Source organism: Enterobacter sp. R-1.6.2, assembly GCF_035064085.1.
Lineage (GTDB): Bacteria > Pseudomonadota > Gammaproteobacteria > Enterobacterales > Enterobacteriaceae > Enterobacter > Enterobacter asburiae_B.
In genome coordinates this window covers 172,248-189,179 of sequence record NZ_JASEYI010000001.1, presented here as the reverse complement: position 1 = coordinate 189,179, position 16,932 = coordinate 172,248, and the positions used below count along the sequence as shown (strand labels likewise).

Here is a 16,932-nt window from a genome sequence, read left to right as displayed (position 1 = left end):
CGATCCGACATATCCACCCGGATGATTAATTTCAGTTATGATTGTGACGCTTAGCGAAAAAGGAGAAGACATGCTTTCAATCGCCAGACGTACGGCAGCAGGTGCGGCCATTTTACTGATTATGCCTCTGGCCGTATGGCTTTCAGGCTGGATGTGGCAGCCCGGGCAGAACGCCACGTGGCTGAAAACGTTATACTGGATAACGGAAACGGTCACCCAGCCGTGGGGGATTATTACCCACGTACTCCTCTGCGCCTGGTTTCTGTGGTGCCTGCGCTTTCGTCTGCGCGCGGCGCTGATGCTCTTTGCGATCCTCGGGGGCGCTATCCTTGTCGGTCAGGGCGTGAAGTCCTGGGTTAAAGATCGCGTTCAGGAGCCGCGTCCTTTTGTCGTCTGGCTGGAAAAAACGCATCATGTTCCGGTAGATGAGTTCTACAATTTAAAGCGTAAAGATCGCGGCGCGCTGGTGAAAGAACAGCTTGCGGAACAGCAGGATATCCCGAAATTCTTGCGTAAACACTGGCAGAAAGAGACCGGGTTCGCGTTTCCTTCCGGTCACACCATGTTTGCGGCCAGCTGGGCGTTGCTGGGAGTTGGGCTGCTTTGGCCAAGGCGTCGAACGATCACTATCGTGATTTTACTGATCTGGGCGACCGGGGTTATGGGAAGCCGCCTGCTGCTGGGGATGCACTGGCCGCGCGACCTGGTCGTCGCCACGCTCATCTCATGGCTGCTGATTATGATGGCGACCTGGCTCACTGAACGATTCTGCGGCCCGCTAACGCCACCGCCTGAAGAGAAAGAAGAAATAGCCGAAAGGGACCAGACAGACGCCTGACGGTTGATATTCCGTATTTTGCCCATAGATCCATGACCTGCGCGTCACTTTTTCCGTTTCGCGCTCGTCGCTAAAATGGTAGTTTATAAGGCTGATTGCGGTGAATTGAACACACTTTATTTGCTTGAACCACATAACGGGAAGTAATGTGAAATATTTACTCATTTTCTTACTGGTATTGGCGATTTTTGTCATTTCAGTCACGTTGGGTGCACAAAACGATCAGCAGGTGACGTTTAACTATCTGCTGGCTCAGGGTGAGTATCGCGTCTCGAGCCTGCTGGCGGTCTTGTTTGCTGCCGGCTTTGCCATTGGCTGGCTGGTTTGCGGTCTGTTCTGGCTGAAAGTCCGTGTTTCTCTTGCGCGCGCTGAACGTAAAATTAAGCGACTCGAAAATAACATTGCCCCTGCGTCTGACATCCCGGAAAGCTCTGGTGTGCCGGTCGTGAAGGAATAATCGACTATGCTGGAGTTGTTGTTTCTGCTTTTGCCTGTAGCCGCAGCCTATGGCTGGTATATGGGCCGCAGAAGTGCGCAGCAAACAAAACAGGATGAGGCCAACCGGCTCTCACGCGACTACGTTGCGGGGGTGAACTTCCTCCTGAGCAATCAGCAGGACAAAGCGGTAGACCTGTTCCTCGATATGCTGAAAGAGGATACGGGGACGGTTGAAGCGCATCTCACCCTGGGCAACCTGTTCCGCTCGCGCGGCGAGGTCGATCGCGCCATTCGTATTCACCAGACCCTGATGGAAAGCGCCTCGCTGACCTACGATCAACGTCTCCTTGCGGTGCAACAGCTGGGGCGGGATTACATGGCCGCGGGGTTGTACGATCGCGCTGAAGATATGTTCGCGCAGCTGGTGGATGAAACAGATTTTCGCATCGGGGCATTGCAGCAACTCCTGCAGATTTATCAGGCCACCAGCGACTGGCAGAAAGCCATTGATACCGCTGAACGCCTGGTGAAGCTGGGTAAAGATAAGCAGCGCGTTGAGATCGCCCATTTCTACTGTGAGCTTGCGCTTCAGCAGATGGGCAACGACGACATGGATAAAGCCATGGCGCTGCTGAAGAAAGGCGCCGCCGCGGATCGCAACAGCGCGCGCATCTCCATCATGATGGGGCGCGTCTTTATGGCGAATGGCGACTACGCCAAAGCCGTTGAAAGCCTGCTGCGGGTTATCGACCAGGACAAAGAACTGGTCAGTGAAACGCTGGAAATGCTGCAAACCTGCTATCAACAGCTCGACAAGCAGGAAGAGTGGGTAGCTTTCCTGCGTCGCTGCGTGGAAGAAAATACCGGCGCCACCGCTGAACTGATGCTCTCTGACGTTGTTGAGCAGTATGAGGGCAGCGACACCGCGCAGGTTTATATTACGCGTCAGCTGCAGCGTCATCCGACCATGCGGGTGTTCCACAAGCTGATGGATTACCACCTGAACGACGCAGAAGAAGGGCGCGCCAAAGAGAGCCTGATGGTGCTGCGCGACATGGTTGGCGAACAGGTGCGCAGCAAGCCGCGCTATCGTTGCCAGAAGTGTGGTTTTACCGCGTATACGCTCTACTGGCACTGTCCTTCCTGCCGCGCCTGGTCCACCATCAAGCCAATCCGCGGCCTGGACGGGCAATAATTTTTTAAAACGCCGCATTTTAGTTACAACATACTGATGGTTTTTCCACTGTCCTGTGCTCCGTGCGGTTAGCCGGCCTGGCAGGCGCGTAAATGGATCCTGTCAATTTGCGGCGTCGGCAGGTAGAATGCTGGCCGTTTATCTGTTCCGCGCCGCTGCGCGCCCATAGACGAAAAGGGCTGGTCATGACGTCTGTTACATCCTCCACTTCCCGCGTAATTACGGATTCTCCTGTTGTTGTTGCGCTTGATTACAATAAGCGTGACGCTGCACTGGCGTTTGTCGACGGCATCGACCCTCGCGACTGCCGTTTGAAAGTTGGCAAAGAGATGTTCACGCTGTTTGGACCGCAAATCGTTCGCGATCTGCAGCAGCGCGGCTTTGACGTTTTCCTCGACCTGAAATTCCACGATATCCCGAATACCACGGCGCACGCGGTTGCCGCAGCCGCAGAGCTGGGCGTATGGATGGTCAACGTCCACGCATCGGGTGGGGCAAGAATGATGACGGCCGCCCGTGAGGCGCTCCTGCCGTTCGGTAAAGATGCACCGTTGCTGATTGCGGTCACGGTGCTGACCAGTATGGACGAAAACGATCTTCGCGACCTGGGCGTGACGTTGTCACCCGCCGAGCATGCCGAACGTCTCGCGCGTCTGACGCAGCATTGCGGCCTGGATGGCGTCGTCTGCTCCGCGCAGGAAGCGGTACGTTTCAAATCAGCGCTGGGCCAGGATTTTAAACTGGTTACGCCGGGTATCCGTCCTGCAGGCAGCGAAGTGGGCGATCAGCGCCGTATTATGACGCCTGAACAGGCGCTGGCTGCTGGCGTTGACTACATGGTCATCGGGCGTCCGGTAACGCAGTCTCCCAACCCGGCTGAGACGCTTAAGGCTATCAACGCATCGCTGAAAAAGGGGGCGTAATGACCGATTCCAACAGCCGTCTGGTCTATTCAACCGATAGCGGGCGTATAGACGAGCCGAAAGCGAAAGTTGAACGTCCAAAGGGAGACGGCATCGTTCGGATCCAGCGCCAGACCAGTGGACGAAAAGGGAAAGGGGTTTGCCTTATCTCCGGCATTGACCTGGATGGTGCTGAACTGGCAAAGCTGGCGGCCGAGTTGAAAAAAAAATGTGGCTGCGGCGGCGCCGTTAAAGACGGCATTATTGAAATCCAGGGAGATAAGCGCGATTTAATAAAAACTCTGCTGGAAGCCAAAGGGATGAACGTCAAACTGGCAGGCGGTTAAAATAAATGAGCCACGGCAAATGCCGTGGCTCGTGTTATATACGTGCGTATGTCAGACCTGAAATGCGTTCAAATATCGCAATACCGGGGAAGGCTTAGATAATAATTATTTGCCAACCTGGTGACCGATAATACCACCGACAGCAGCGCCACCTAATGTACCCAGCGTACTACCATCCGTTAATACTGCACCACCGAGAGCACCGGCACCGGCACCAATAGCGGTGTTACGGTCACGTTTAGACCAGTTAGAGCAAGCGCTCAGGGACATTGCTACAGTGATTGCCAGAACAGCGGCGGCTACTTTTTTGCTGGTTAAGGTCATAATACTTTCTCCTGAATTATCGATTCACGGAAAGATGTACACGTTAAGTATAGACGAATCGAATACTTAATTCTGTTCTCCGTGAAAGCTGGTCGCGCAGGCGTTACGTAATGACGCAGGTGATAGTCACTTCCTGTTATATCGCTAACATTAATTTTACGACTTTAATGCAGGTTAAACAGGTAAAAACTCTTAAAGAAGTACCAGGAATCATCTCAGAGAAAGAAGGGCGTATGCGCCCGAAATTCGGGCGCGGAGGGAACTCAGGCGGTCGTTTTAATAATATTGACGATCAGCCCGTCATCTTCCAGTTTATTACGGTGCGCATCGCTCAACCGTTCATCGGTAATCACGCGGCTAAAGCGTGACACGGGGCCCATCGTATAAGGGTGAACGGCGCCAAATTTAGAGCTGTCGGTCAGCACAATGGCTTCACACTCTTTTTCCAGCACGGCATTCACCACGTCGGAGCGCATCATATCCCGGCCGGTAAAACCTGTCTCCGGCTGCCAGCCGTCAATCCCGATAAAGGCCTTGCTGAAATGAACCTGCTGAACATACTGACGGGTCAGCGGGCCAACCATGCTTTCACTTTTTTTCTGGTAAATACCGCCCAGCAGAATCACCTCGCAGCGCGTCTCTTTGAGCAAATGCGCGATATAGCTGCTGACGGTGATGATGGTAACGTCTTTTTGATCGGCAAGCGTGCGCGCCAGAAGGGCATTGCTGCTGCCGTTTTCAATAAAGACGGTCTCGCCGTTGTTCACCAGGGACGCGGCAAACTCCGCCAGTTCTCGTTTGAGCGCGTAGTTATTCATCATGCGCGTCTCAACGTCATCGCTGTCCAGCGGGACAGCATATCCGTGCGCGCGACGCAGGTAGCTCTGTTTTTCCAGCAGATTAAGATCCTGACGGATGGTGACTTCAGAAACGCCGGTGGTTTTAGCGAGATCGACTACGCTTACGCGTCCCTGATCGATGACCATCTGCAAAATGAGTTGTTGTCGGGAATTCATAGCATCCATTTAATAAAGCGAAACGAGGTCGGAGACGGTGGGGTTAAACTTCCCACGGCGCTTTTGGCTGTCCGTTTTCTGGCGCATTGTCAGCACCATTCTGAGCAAGAAGTTCAGACTTCAGGATCTCGAGATTACGGATAGCAGAGTGATAATCGCCCGCCACCAGGATATCCAGCACGGTATCAATTCGTTGTGCTACAGCTTGTGCGTCAATAGTCGACATAATCTCACCCCAGGCGCGAAAAGTTAATATTTTCAATGATGCAGAAAATAGGATCAAAAGAGAAGGGAAAAAATGCAATAACTAAATTACATAAACGTAAGTGATAAATTTATTCCCCCTCATGCAGCAGGCTTAATGAGTGGATTAGTCTAAAACTGCGCGCAAGGCGCTTTTTTATAAGAGGAATTAGACTATGACAGTTATCAATCAGCCTACCTGCACACTGTTTACCGATACTGAACGGTTCACGCAGCTGTCAGGGTATTACGAGGCGGAGCGTCACACGGTCTGGATGATGCTGCGGGCTCAGCCACGTCCTTGCTTTAACCATGCGTTAATAGAGGAGATCATGAACTTTTCATGGCTGGTTCGCCAGTCTGGTTTTGCGGTTGATTTTTGGGTAACCGGTTCGCTGGTTCCCGAGATGTACAATGCCGGCGGGGATTTACAGTTCTTCGTCGAGTGCATTCAGAACGGACGTCGGGAAGCGTTACGGGCGTACGCTCGCGCCTGCGTTGATTGCGTCCATGCGGCTTCACGGGGGTTTGATTCGGGAGCCATCTCTCTGGCGATGGTCGAAGGCAGTGCGTTAGGAGGCGGGTTTGAGGCCGCTCTGGCGCACCATTTCGTCCTGGCTCAGCGCGATGCCCGTCTGGGTTTCCCGGAGATTGCCTTCAACCTGTTTCCGGGTATGGGAGGATATTCCCTGGTTGCACGCCGTGCAGGCATGAAGCTGGCGGAAGAACTTATCTACAAAGGAGAATCCCATACGGCTGAATGGTACGAACAGCACGGGCTGGTTGATGGCCTGTTTGAACCCGGACAAAGCTATGTCTCCATGCGAACCTTCATCGATACGCTGCGGCCAAAACTGAATGGCGTAAGGGCGATGCTGCGCGCCCGTACGCGCGTTCTGCAATTGCCCCGCAGTGAACTGATGGACATCACGGAAGACTGGGTTGATGCCGCTTTCTGCCTGGAGCCGAAAGATATCGCCTACATGGAGCGACTGGTCACGCTGCAAAACCGCCATCACGCGGCGGGCCTGCGTAAAGCCAGTTAACGTTGATTTCGCGCTTGATATCGTTTTAGCCATCGCTCGAATGCGGCAGCGGGCATCGGCTTAGCAAACAGAAAGCCCTGCCGTTCGTTGACGCCGTTCTTGGTCAGAAAGGCGTCTTCTTTTGCATTTTCCACACCCTCGGCAATCACCTGCAGATTTAACGCCTGCGCCACCGCGACGATAGCGCGCACCAGCGACTGGGAAATAGACTGCTTATGAATATCCCTGACGAAAGATTGATCGAGCTTAATGGCGTCGATAGGGAAGCGGGCCAGCTGAGAAAGGGAAGAGTAGCCGGTGCCAAAATCATCCAGATGAATTTGCGCCCCGAGTCGGCTGAACTGCTGGATCACGGACAGCGCTAGCTCTTCATTCTCGATAAGACAGCTTTCGGTCAACTCGACGTCGACCGGGCAGTATTCAAAATTCAGATCCTTCAGCGCCTGCTTTAAGTCGCTGAAGATGGTCTGGTCGGCCAGCTGGCGTGCAGAGACGTTCACCGCCACGCGCAGGTTTATTCCCTTATCGCGCCATTTCGCCACCTGGCGAACCACGTCGAGCATCACCCAGCGGCCCAGCGGCACAATCAACCCCGACTCCTCGGCATAAGAGATAAACTCCAGCGGCGGGATCAGGCCGCGTTCTGGTGATTGCCAGCGGACCAGCGCTTCAAGGCTTCTGACTTCTCCACGCCAGGTTATTTTCGGCTGATAGTGGATCAGAAGCTGATCGTTATCCAGTGCCTTGCGCAGGTTGGTATCCAACCAAAGATATTCAAACACGCGCTGGTTCATCTCGGGTGAGAAGACGCAGAACTTGCCCCGGCCGTTCTCTTTGGCGGTGTACATGGCGGTATCGGCGTTGCGAATAACGCTTTCCCGGTCGTTCCCGTGCTGCGGGGCGAGGGCGATACCCAGAGAGCAGCCGGTATAAATCTCAATCAGACCGATTCGGAACGGCTGGCGCAGACGGGTTAAAATGCGCGACGCCATCGCCTCCAGAGAGCCCTGAGAGGTATTGGTGGCCATGACGATAAACTCATCGCCGCCAAGACGCGCCAGCACCTGTTCCTCGTCCAGACAGCTCAAGATGGCGAGGGCGACAGCCTGCAACAGCTGATCGCCAAACATATGCCCGTAAGCGTCGTTGACCTTTTTAAAGTTATCCAGATCGAGATACACCACGCCCACCTGCGTGTCGCCGCGGTTGTCGATGGCGTCAGAAATCAGATCGTGGATCGCATTGCGGTTTGGCAGGCCGGTGATGGTATCGGTATTGGCCAGCACGCGCAGCCGCTCCTGAGCGCGGCGCTCCTCGGTAATATCTGTCCCGGAACAGATAAGGAAAATTTCATTTTTACCGCTGCCGCTGTGCACGAATTTGTTTCTGAACAGAAAAAGGCGCTGCCCTTTACGCGTTTTGATCCAGCGTTCGACTTCGTAGGAGCTGCCGTTGCGAAAAAAACCGGTAATATTGCGCTTTGAGGCTGCCGCTTCGCTGCGGCTCATAAACAGCTTAAACACGTTCTGCCCAATCACTTCTTGCTCTTTCAGGCCGGTGTACTCTTCGCTAAGCCGGTTAAAACGCTGAATATTGCCGTGCTGATCGAGAATAACAATGACGGAGTTGGCCTCAGAGACAACCTGTTCCGCGAAAGAGAGCCCCTGAGCCAGATCGCGCGCCACGGAGGGCGTATCGTTCCAGGCGGAAGCGGTGCCTGCCCACTCGTTGCGGGTAATTTTACGGCCCACAAGATGAACCGGGACATCTTCCCCGTACAGGGAGAGCGACATGGAAATGCTGGAGGTAATAACGGTTAAATGACGGATGAGATCGGCCTGTTCATCGTCCAGCGCCACGACCTGAGTGACATCGGCATTTTCGCTGGTGGAAAGGTGCAGAGCGTTGCTGTCGGCTGACAGGCGCCACCACGGGCTGTGAGTCCCCATGTAGCGAAACAGCAAATTCTGCTCCAGATCGTCCATCATGTTTTCTCCCGCAGCTGTTCATTAGCGCACAAATTATTCATTTGCTGTCGACTTTTCCGTTGAGAAACAGCGGCAAAACCGAAGTGAACCTGTTGTTTTTCCCTGCTTTCTTATAATAAAACGAGTCAGGTTAAAAAGGATACTGAGCGTATAGAAATTCACGTAACCGAATATAACAACACTCTTTTACTGTAGATAATTATGGCGGTTTTGGGCGAAGGGATGCTGAAAATAGTAAGGAAAAATAATGATTTTGTGGCGGGGATAAAAAGAAAAATTGTCGGCCCTTCCGGAAAGGAAACGGCCGACAATTGAACCGGTTATCAGGCGACAGGGCGCGCGATAATACTGCGGGTTTCCATGCGAACTTCGGAGATAGTAACGTCAATCACGTCGGTGACTTTGTAAACTGTTTCACCTTTAATTTGCACGGTACCGTTTTCCTGGCTACAGACCATTTCGTCACGAACCGCATGCAGGAACGGCGCAGGAATAAACGCGACAGCACCGTTATCGACCAGACGGACGCGCATGCCCCCGCGGCTGATATCGATGATCTCTGCGGCGAAACGGGTATCCGTACCGGCTTTATCCTGCAGGAAGCGTGCATACAGCCAGTCACCAACGTCACGCTCGGCCATGCGGTTCAGACGGCGACGATCGGCCATCTGCAGCGTGGTGTCCTCCTGAGGACGGGCAATGGTTTCACCTTTGATAATCGCTTTCAGCAGGCGGTGGTTAACCATATCGCCATACTTACGGATCGGCGATGTCCAGGTGGCGTAAGCTTCGAGGCCAAGGCCAAAGTGCGGGCCAGGCTCGGTGCTGATTTCAGCGAAGGACTGGAAGCGACGAATGCGGCTGTCCAGGAAGCCCGACGGCTGCGCGTCCAGCTCGCGGCGAAGCTTGCAGAAGCCCGGCAGCGTCAGCACTTCTTCCGGATCAACGTGCACATCGTGATTTTTCAGCAGCGCCGCCAGCGCTTCGGTATTCGCCGGATCAAAACCGGTGTGGACGTTGTAAATGCCAAAGCCCAGCCTGTCGCGCAGCACGCGTGCGGCACAGATGTTGGCGGAAATCATCGCCTCTTCAACGATGCGGTTCGCAATGCGTCGCGGTTCGGCCACGATGTCCAGCACTTCGCCTTTCTCGCCCAGAACAAAGCGATAATCCGGGCGGTCTTTGAACACCAGCGCGTGGGTTTTACGCCACTCGCCGCGGTTCAGGCAGATGCGATGCAGCAGACGGATTTGCGCGGCAATGGCGTCTGATTCAGGTTTCCAGCTACCGGTATTTTCAAGCCAGTCGGAGACGTTATCGTAGGCCAGCTTGGCTTTCGATTCGATGGTAGCGGCAAAGAACTCGATATCGTCTTCAATCGCGCCATCTGCGGCGATAGTCATGCGGCAGGCAAGGACCGGGCGCACTTCATTTGGACGCAGCGAGCAGAGATCGTCTGACAATTCGCGCGGCAGCATCGGAATGTTAAAGCCCGGCAGGTAGTTGGTGAACGCACGGATTTTCGCCGCGTCATCCAGCTTGCTGCCTTCGGCAATCCAGGCGGTTGGATCGGCAATGGCGACGGTCAGATGGAGTTTGCCATCGGCGCCTTCTTCAGCGTACAGCGCGTCATCCATATCTTCCGTGCTGGCGCTGTCGATGGTGACAAACTCCAGTGCGGTGAGATCGCGGCGCGTCAGACCTTCGTCCTGCATCTCGGTCGCTACGCCGTTAGGTGCTTCTTTTTCAAGATTATGGCGTGCCAGCGTGACCCACCATGGTACGAAATGGTCGGCGCCAAAGGTAATGAACTGGGTCAGCTCAGCATAAAAACCGCGATCGCCTTTCAGAGGATGACGGCGCATTTCTGCTACGGCCCAGTCACCTTCTTTAAAATCATGCTCAACGCCACGGGCGGCGCGGCAGGGAATGGCATCTTTCAGCAGGGGATGATCCGGCACGATAGCAAGACGATCGTCTTTTCTCTGCACCTTACCCACAAAACGGGTCAGGAACGGTTCGATCAGTTCTTCCGGCTCGGCAGACTCGCGGTCCTTCTCGGTATGAATGACGGCCATGACGCGATCGCCATGCATCACTTTCTTCATCTGCGGTGGCGGAATGAAGTAGCTTTTCTGCGCGTCAACCTCAAGGAAGCCAAAGCCCTTTTCCGTGGCTTTTACGACCCCTTCTGCACGCGGCGTCTGGGAATGCAGTTGCTGTTTAAGCTGCGCTAGCAGCGGGTTGTCCTGAAACATAATGTTCTATTTTCGTAGCCATTGAGCGGCTGACAGTTTTACGCGATTCTCACTGTCTCAGCAAGCGCTCTTTGGGTAATTAGTATGGTTATTCCTCTTTACCAAACGCGACTTTCAGACGATTGAGCCAGCCATCAAACGCGCTTCGGGTAAGCAGCATGATGGCATGTTCGCCGGGGAGTCCCTGATCCGTTAGCGGGGTAAACTGCGCGGCGCTGAAGCGGTCCGGAGAGCGTGTCAGCAGTTCGACCGCCGCCGAAAGTGCGGGGGACGTCAGCGGGATCGCTTCGCGGGTGTTTAACAGGATTTCTCCGGTCAGGTCGAGCAGCGAAGGCTCATGGCAAAGGACCGGCGTCAGCGCCTCCAGCGCGGGTTCTGCCTGCCAGCGGGACAGCGACTCAAGCTGATGCGCACTCGCATAGCGCAGCTCGACGACGGGCAACAGCGGCACCCAGGCGGCGTGGCTCGCGGGCAGCGTGTGCGGCTGAATATGATGGCCTGGCAACCAGCGAACGGGGTGTCCTAACAGCGCCTGAAAAACCGCGACTACGCGCGCCTGAAAACCAATAAACCCGATAATCTGGTTAATCACCACAATGTCATATATTGACAGGCCAACCTCATCAAGCTGGTTCTGCGCTTTATCATCAATCACATCAGGAGAGCTGGCGAGCTGGCGGGCATACTGCGTAATTTGCGCCAGACGTCGGTTACTTTCGCGCGAGGAGTCCGGGCCGGGAAGCGGGGCGAGGAGGGCGGCGTAATGGTTACAAAGCCGCTGAACGCCACAGGCCTGTGCGACCGTTAGCGCGGTGCTGAGCCGATCGTATGCGCTGAGCGTATGCAGGCGGTTCACGGGAATCGAGAGCGGAAACAGCTGGTGGCACAAGGCCCTGGCAGGGGTAAGCCAGCCAGAACAGGCGGCGACAATCTCATCAGGCAGGGCTAAATCGAGCAAAAAACGATCGTCGACGTTAGCGGCTTCGGGCACCAGAGGCAGAACATCTTTCTGCGCGTGGTTCGACTGGGTCTCGTGATACCAGTGGCCTTTGCCGGAAAAACGGCGTTGTTCCATGTGCGTTCCTTGATCTCAAAATGGCGATCAATATCCTGGCGTAAGGCAGATAAAGGGAAAAATATTGTTAGGTGATAACAAATAGCAGAACGGAATAACGAAGGGGTGGTGCAGGGGGAAAACTCTCTTCCCGGGCGGGAAGAGAGTCACAGCTTATTTAATTTCCAGCTCGTTCATTGCAGCGATGTTGAAGCCGCCGTCAACGTGAACCACTTCACCGGAGATACCAGCGGAAAGGTCAGAGCACAGGAATGCTGCAGAGTTACCCACATCTTCAATGGTAACGGTACGACGAATCGGGGTAACCGCTTCGCAGTGTGCCAGCATTTTACGGAAATCTTTAATACCGGAAGCTGCCAGGGTGCGGATAGGACCTGCAGAGATGGCGTTAACGCGCACGCCTTCAGGACCCATTGCGTTCGCCATGTAGCGTACGTTGGCTTCCAGAGAGGCTTTCGCCAGGCCCATAACGTTGTAGTTAGGAATAGCACGCTCAGCGCCCAGATAGGACAGGGTCAGCAGGGCTGCGCCCGGGTTCAGCATCGCGCGGCAGGATTTCGCCATCGCAACGAAGCTGTAGGAGCTGATGTCGTGAGCGATTTTGAAGCCATCACGGGTAACCGCGTTCACGTAGTCGCCGTCCAGCTGGTCGCCAGGAGCGAAGCCAATGGAGTGAACGAAACCGTCGAATTTCGGCCATGCTTTTGCCAGTTCAGCAAACATGCCGTCGATGCTTTCGTCTTGTGCAACGTCACATTCCAGAACAATGCTGGAACCCAGCTGCGCGGCAAACTCTTCAACACGGCCTTTCAGCTTGTCGTTCTGGTAGGTGAACGCCAGCTCAGCGCCTTCGCGATGCATTGCCTGTGCGATGCCGTATGCGATGGACAGTTTGCTGGCAACGCCAGTCACCAGAATGCGCTTACCGGAAAGAAAACCCATAGCTTTAATCCTTATATTCATTGCTAATTTTGCCTTGTAATTCATAGCGTTACAGGCAGTATTTCAAAATCATTCGAAATTAGCTCGAAATTATAGCCCACTCACAGCCCCTTGTGTCACGATATTTCTCGCTCTTCTCCGAAGACGCCTGCCCCGAAGAATGCGCCGCGGACTCGCGGGGGCTCAAAATTTCAGCATTCGTCCAGTATATCACCCGGCAACAGGTTCACCTCATCCAACCAGCGAGGAAGCGCGATCCCGCGAGGGTATTCACGCTTTCCTGAGGTTGTCGATGAAGCGCGCGATGACGATAAAGAAAACCGGTACGAAGAAAATGGCGAGAAGCGTACCGCTAATCATGCCGCCAAATACGCCGGTACCGATGGCATGCTGCGTACTGTCGCTCGCACCACGGGCCAGCATCAACGGAACAACCCCTAAGGTGAAGGCTAACGACGTCATCAGAATAGGGCGCAGGCGCTGGCCGGCGGCATGAATGGTTGCCGCCAGCAGGGGCTGCCCCTGGCGATGGAGTTGCCTGGCAAATTCAACAATCAGAATGGCGTTCTTGGCCGACAGGCCGATAAGCGTAATCAGGCCGACCTTGAAGAAAACGTCATTCGTCATGCCGGCAACGGACACCGCGATCACCGCGCCGATAAGACCCAGCGGAACGACCAGCATGACCGCAAAAGGAATAGACCAGCTCTCATACAGGGCGGCCAGCACCATAAACACGACCAGTATCGACAGGACGATAAGGCCCGGAAGCTGAGATTCCGATTTTCTCTCCTGCAATGAACTGCCGGCCCACTCGCCAGCCATGCCCTGAGGCAGACTCCTGGACACGTCCTCCATAACCTTCATTGCGGTGCCGCTGGACTCTCCCGGCGCCGCATTTCCGGTAATGCGAATAGCCGAATATCCCTGATAACGCGTCAACTGCTGGGGCGCAACGTGCCAGGAAAGCGTGGCAAACGTCGATACCGGCACCATCTGTCCCATCCGGTTTTTCACTGATAATGCCAGTATCTGCTCAGGCTGCATTCGGTAAGGCGCATCGGCCTGAATGATCACCTGCTGAACGCGGCCGTTATTCGTATAGTCATTGACGTAATTTGAGCCCAGGGTGACGGAGAGCGTCTGGTTGATTTCATCAAATGCGACGCCCATCGCTTCCGCCTTTTCTCTGTCCACCTGGAGCGCGAGGCTTGTTCCTTCCGGCAGACCGTCTATATACACGTCACTCAGTTCAGGGCGCTGGTTGGCCTGCAGGACCAGCGCGTCGGCAGCGCGCTTTAACGCCTCGTAGCCCAGTCCCGCTCTGTCCTGCACGTACCAGGTGAAGCCCGACGAGGTGCCCATATCCGAAATGGCCGGCGGGAGCAGGCTCATCGTGACGGCATCAGAGACGTTTGCCATGCTGGCCTGAATCCGGTCGGCTTCCCCCTGGGCCGTCGAGCCCTGCCGATCTTTCCAGTCCTTCAGCGTGGTGAAGGCCATAGCCGAGTTTGGCCCTGAACCTGAAAATCCAAACCCCAGGATCATAATGTTGCTTTCAATATCCGGCCGGGTCGCAATTTCCTCTTCAAATTTTTTAACCACGTTGAGGGTACGCTGCATCGTGGCATCAGAAGGCAGCTGGATTGAGGACATAAAGTAGCCCTGATCTTCATCCGGCAGAAAAGACGACGGTAGCGAAGACAACCCCAGAAACAGCGCAGCACAAAGCGCAGCGTACAGGAGCAGCATACGCCCGGTTCGCTTCAGAACGGCACCCAGCCCGGCTTCGTAACAGGCGGTGAGCGAACGCAAGCGCGCGTTAAACCCGATCGCGAACCTTCCGCCTCTCTTTCCTGGCTTATGCGGCTTGAGTAACGTTGCGCACAGGGCAGGCGTCAGCGTCAGGGCAAGAAACGCGGACAGCAGTATGGAGACCGCCATGGAAATACAAAATTGTCGGTAGATAATCCCGACGGACCCTTCAGCAAACCCCATGGGGATAAAGACGGCGGTCAGCACCAGCGTGATGCCAATAATCGCCGGGGTGATTTCCTGCATGGCTTGCCGCGTGGCGTCACGCGGGGACAGGCTTTTTTCCTCCATCAGTCGTTCAACGTTCTCCACGACCACGATGGCATCATCAACGATAATCCCTATTGCCAGCACCATGCCGAACATCGTCAGAATATTGATGGAGTAGCCGCTCAATAGCATCACCGTGAAGGTGCCAAGAAGCGCGACGGGAGCAACAATCGCCGGGATAAGCGTACAGCGTATCTTGTGCAGAAACAGCAGCATAACCAGGAAGACGAGGACCATCGCTTCCACAAATGTCTGAACAACCTTCATAATAGAAAGTTTCACAAACGGCGCGGTATCGAAGGGGATCGTAAACGCCATTCCGTCGGGTTACACCCGGGAAAGCTCGTCGATGCGCGCCCGTACGCCGGAAGCCGTGCTCATCGCATTCGCGCCAGGCGAGAGCTGGATTGCTGCCGCCGTTGCGGGCACGCCATTTTCACGGATACCAAAGGCGTAGCTTTGCAGGCCAGATTCAATCCGCGCAATGTCGGACAGTTTCAGGCGGGCACCGGATGCGTCAGATTTCAGGGTGATATTCCTGAACGCCTCTACCGAGGAGAGCTGTCCCTTCACGGTGATGGGATACGTCACCCCTTGTCCTGCAGAGGCTGGCTCATCTCCCGTTTTGCCGGGCGAAACCAGGGCATTTTGCTGGCCAACGGCGGTAAGAACATCGCTTACCGAAAGCCCGTAGCCGTGGAGCTTCATGGGATCCAACCAGATGCGCAGCGCTTTTTCGCCGCCAAACAGCTGAACTTTCCCTACGCCGGGCACGCGACGAAGCTCGTCACTGACGTTTCTGGCAAAATAGTCGCTTAATTCGGCTTCCTCAAATTGACCCGTCGCCGACTTCAGCCCCACCATCATTAAAAAGCCAGAGTTAGCGGCCTCGACGTTGATGCCGTTTTGCCTTACCGCCTGAGGCAGACGAGGCTCCACGATCTTAATCTGATTCTGCAGATCCATCTGCGCCAGCTTGATGTCCGTGCCCGGTTTAAAGGTGACGGTAATCGATGCCGAACCGGTTGTGTCACTGGATGATTCAAAGTAGAGCAAATTATCTACGCCGGAGATTTCGCGCTCGATTAACGATACCACCGACGTGTTCATGATATCGGGGCTGGCCCCCGGGTAACTGACGGAAATAATGATTCCAGGCGGCGCCACCGCCGGATACTGCGCAACCGGCAAACGGGGAATAGACAGGAGCCCTGCCAGGACGATAAAAAGCGCTACAACCCAGGCGAAAACGGGGCGTTCAATAAAAAAATGCGGCATTAAATTAACGTCCGGTTACGTGAATTTCATCATCAGTGGATACGCGCTTGCCGATATCCCTGAGCTGCGAAAATTTCTCAAGAAGCTGCGGCGCGTCATCGAGGCTCGTCGCGAACATCCACATGTAGGTCATCACCGAGTAAATATGTCCGGCGGTGATGCCGGTTGAGCGCGTCATCCAGACGATGGTCAGCGTAAAAAGCGCGGCAACAAGCACGCCGACCCACAAATAACCCCACGCCTCGCGGTCAGATAATGCGATACGCAAACGCGCCAGCGTGGAGTAATGGCGGTGAAGGGTAGCCGTGCCCGCCTTATGGACATAATCCACTTCTTTTTCCAGTCGATTATTCAGGCGCATGAACAGCCATTCATTTTTACGGGCATATCCTGAGACAAATCCGAGCAGGATAAATACAATCGCAAAGCACATGACGCCGGCCCAAAATTCAATAAACAGCAACATGATTGCGGCACCAAAAAGTGAGCTCAGCGAGGTAATAAGCAGGGGAAGGTGCATTTCAAAGAAATCCACATATTCGCGCGAGAGCGTTACCCTGGCGGCGATCGCCGAATGGTTAAGCTGATATTTGCGCTGTGCCAGGACGACGGAAACCGCGAGTCCGGCATAAATGCGTGCAAAGGTGCGCGTATCTACGCTCCGTCTGGCCGCACCGATGAACCACATGCAAAGCACCATCAGGCCATACAGCGCGGCGTTAAGCGTTTCACCGGCGAGGATGGCATTTATCGCGATGCCAGCCAGAACGGGATAAAGTAAAAACGTCACGTTTTCGGCCACCACCAGGAAAAAAGTGACAACCAGTTTTTTCCGGTGCCGTATCGCGAGTTTTTTTAGCGAGTGCATCACTCCGGCAGGTTCAGAAGAACGAAGATTATTACGGTTCATCATTATGGATAAGTTTTATCAGATTCTTAGGTGAGTTATTTTTGTGC

The 16,932-nt window shown here is 54.5% G+C and carries 14 protein-coding genes and 1 pseudogene; 6 read left to right on the top strand and 9 right to left on the bottom strand.

Annotation, left to right across the window (positions count from 1 at the left end):
* Positions 1-70 precede the first annotated feature (70 nt).
* The 5 genes from pgpB (at position 71) to yciH (ending at position 3,720) form a co-directional block, all read left to right on the top strand.
* A complete protein-coding gene (gene pgpB, locus QMN93_RS00870) occupies positions 71-838 on the top strand; it encodes a phosphatidylglycerophosphatase B (RefSeq protein ID WP_047061013.1) in 768 nt (255 codons plus the stop codon).
* A 148-nt stretch (positions 839-986) separates the two neighbouring features.
* Positions 987-1,295 (top strand): LapA family protein, encoded by a 309-nt coding sequence (locus QMN93_RS00865; RefSeq protein WP_023312067.1) that lies wholly within the window; start codon positions 987-989, stop codon positions 1,293-1,295.
* Positions 1,296-1,301: 6 nt separating this feature from the next.
* Positions 1,302-2,471 (top strand): lipopolysaccharide assembly protein LapB, encoded by a 1,170-nt coding sequence (lapB, locus tag QMN93_RS00860; protein WP_023335944.1) that lies wholly within the window; start codon positions 1,302-1,304, stop codon positions 2,469-2,471.
* A gap of 185 nt (positions 2,472-2,656) precedes the next feature.
* On the top strand, positions 2,657-3,394 hold the full coding sequence (gene pyrF / locus QMN93_RS00855) for an orotidine-5'-phosphate decarboxylase (RefSeq protein ID WP_193139396.1): 738 nt from the start codon (positions 2,657-2,659) through the stop codon (positions 3,392-3,394).
* A complete protein-coding gene (gene yciH, locus QMN93_RS00850; protein WP_193139394.1) occupies positions 3,394-3,720 on the top strand; it encodes a stress response translation initiation inhibitor YciH in 327 nt (108 codons plus the stop codon). The genes pyrF and yciH overlap by 1 nt, the downstream gene beginning before the upstream one ends.
* Positions 3,721-3,825: 105 nt before the next feature.
* Here yciH and osmB read toward each other — a convergent pair whose 3' ends face one another.
* From osmB to QMN93_RS00835, 3 genes are all read right to left on the bottom strand, one after another.
* Positions 3,826-4,044, bottom strand: a complete 219-nt coding sequence (gene osmB, locus QMN93_RS00845) for an osmotically-inducible lipoprotein OsmB (protein ID WP_028018806.1) — start codon at positions 4,042-4,044, stop codon at positions 3,826-3,828.
* Positions 4,045-4,307: 263 nt separating this feature from the next.
* Positions 4,308-5,060, bottom strand: coding sequence for a DNA-binding transcriptional regulator YciT (locus QMN93_RS00840; protein ID WP_023312063.1), 753 nt, complete (start codon positions 5,058-5,060; stop codon positions 4,308-4,310).
* 43 nt (positions 5,061-5,103) lie between these two features.
* Positions 5,104-5,286 carry a hypothetical protein gene (locus tag QMN93_RS00835; protein ID WP_029740522.1) on the bottom strand — a complete coding sequence of 61 codons (183 nt, stop codon included), beginning with the start codon at positions 5,284-5,286 and terminating at the stop codon, positions 5,104-5,106.
* Positions 5,287-5,479: 193 nt separating this feature from the next.
* On the opposite strand from QMN93_RS00835, the gene QMN93_RS00830 reads away from it, so the two are divergent.
* Complete coding sequence (locus QMN93_RS00830) at positions 5,480-6,349, top strand: crotonase/enoyl-CoA hydratase family protein (protein WP_069302923.1); 870 nt, start codon at positions 5,480-5,482, stop codon at positions 6,347-6,349.
* On the opposite strand, the gene pdeR is transcribed toward QMN93_RS00830, so the two are convergent.
* The 6 genes and pseudogenes from pdeR to QMN93_RS00800 form a co-directional block, all read right to left on the bottom strand.
* Positions 6,346-8,337, bottom strand: a complete 1,992-nt coding sequence (gene pdeR, locus QMN93_RS00825; RefSeq protein WP_029740520.1) for a cyclic di-GMP phosphodiesterase — start codon at positions 8,335-8,337, stop codon at positions 6,346-6,348. The genes QMN93_RS00830 and pdeR overlap by 4 nt on opposite strands.
* Before the next feature lie 323 nt (positions 8,338-8,660).
* Entirely contained in the window at positions 8,661-10,595 is a 1,935-nt protein-coding gene (locus QMN93_RS00820; RefSeq protein ID WP_193139391.1) for an exoribonuclease II, read from the bottom strand.
* A gap of 88 nt (positions 10,596-10,683) precedes the next feature.
* On the bottom strand, positions 10,684-11,670 hold the full coding sequence (locus QMN93_RS00815; protein WP_064672647.1) for a CMD domain-containing protein: 987 nt from the start codon (positions 11,668-11,670) through the stop codon (positions 10,684-10,686).
* A gap of 153 nt (positions 11,671-11,823) precedes the next feature.
* The gene (fabI, locus tag QMN93_RS00810; RefSeq protein WP_003856831.1) at positions 11,824-12,612 is read right to left on the bottom strand and encodes an enoyl-ACP reductase FabI; all 789 of its coding nucleotides are present in this window, start codon (positions 12,610-12,612) and stop codon (positions 11,824-11,826) included.
* Between the two features lie 270 nt (positions 12,613-12,882).
* Positions 12,883-15,975: pseudogene (locus QMN93_RS00805) on the bottom strand (multidrug efflux RND transporter permease subunit).
* Between the two features lie 4 nt (positions 15,976-15,979).
* Positions 15,980-16,888: an ABC transporter six-transmembrane domain-containing protein gene (locus tag QMN93_RS00800; RefSeq protein WP_063441951.1), complete on the bottom strand. Its 909-nt coding sequence runs from the start codon at positions 16,886-16,888 to the stop codon at positions 15,980-15,982.
* Positions 16,889-16,932: the final 44 nt, after the last annotated feature.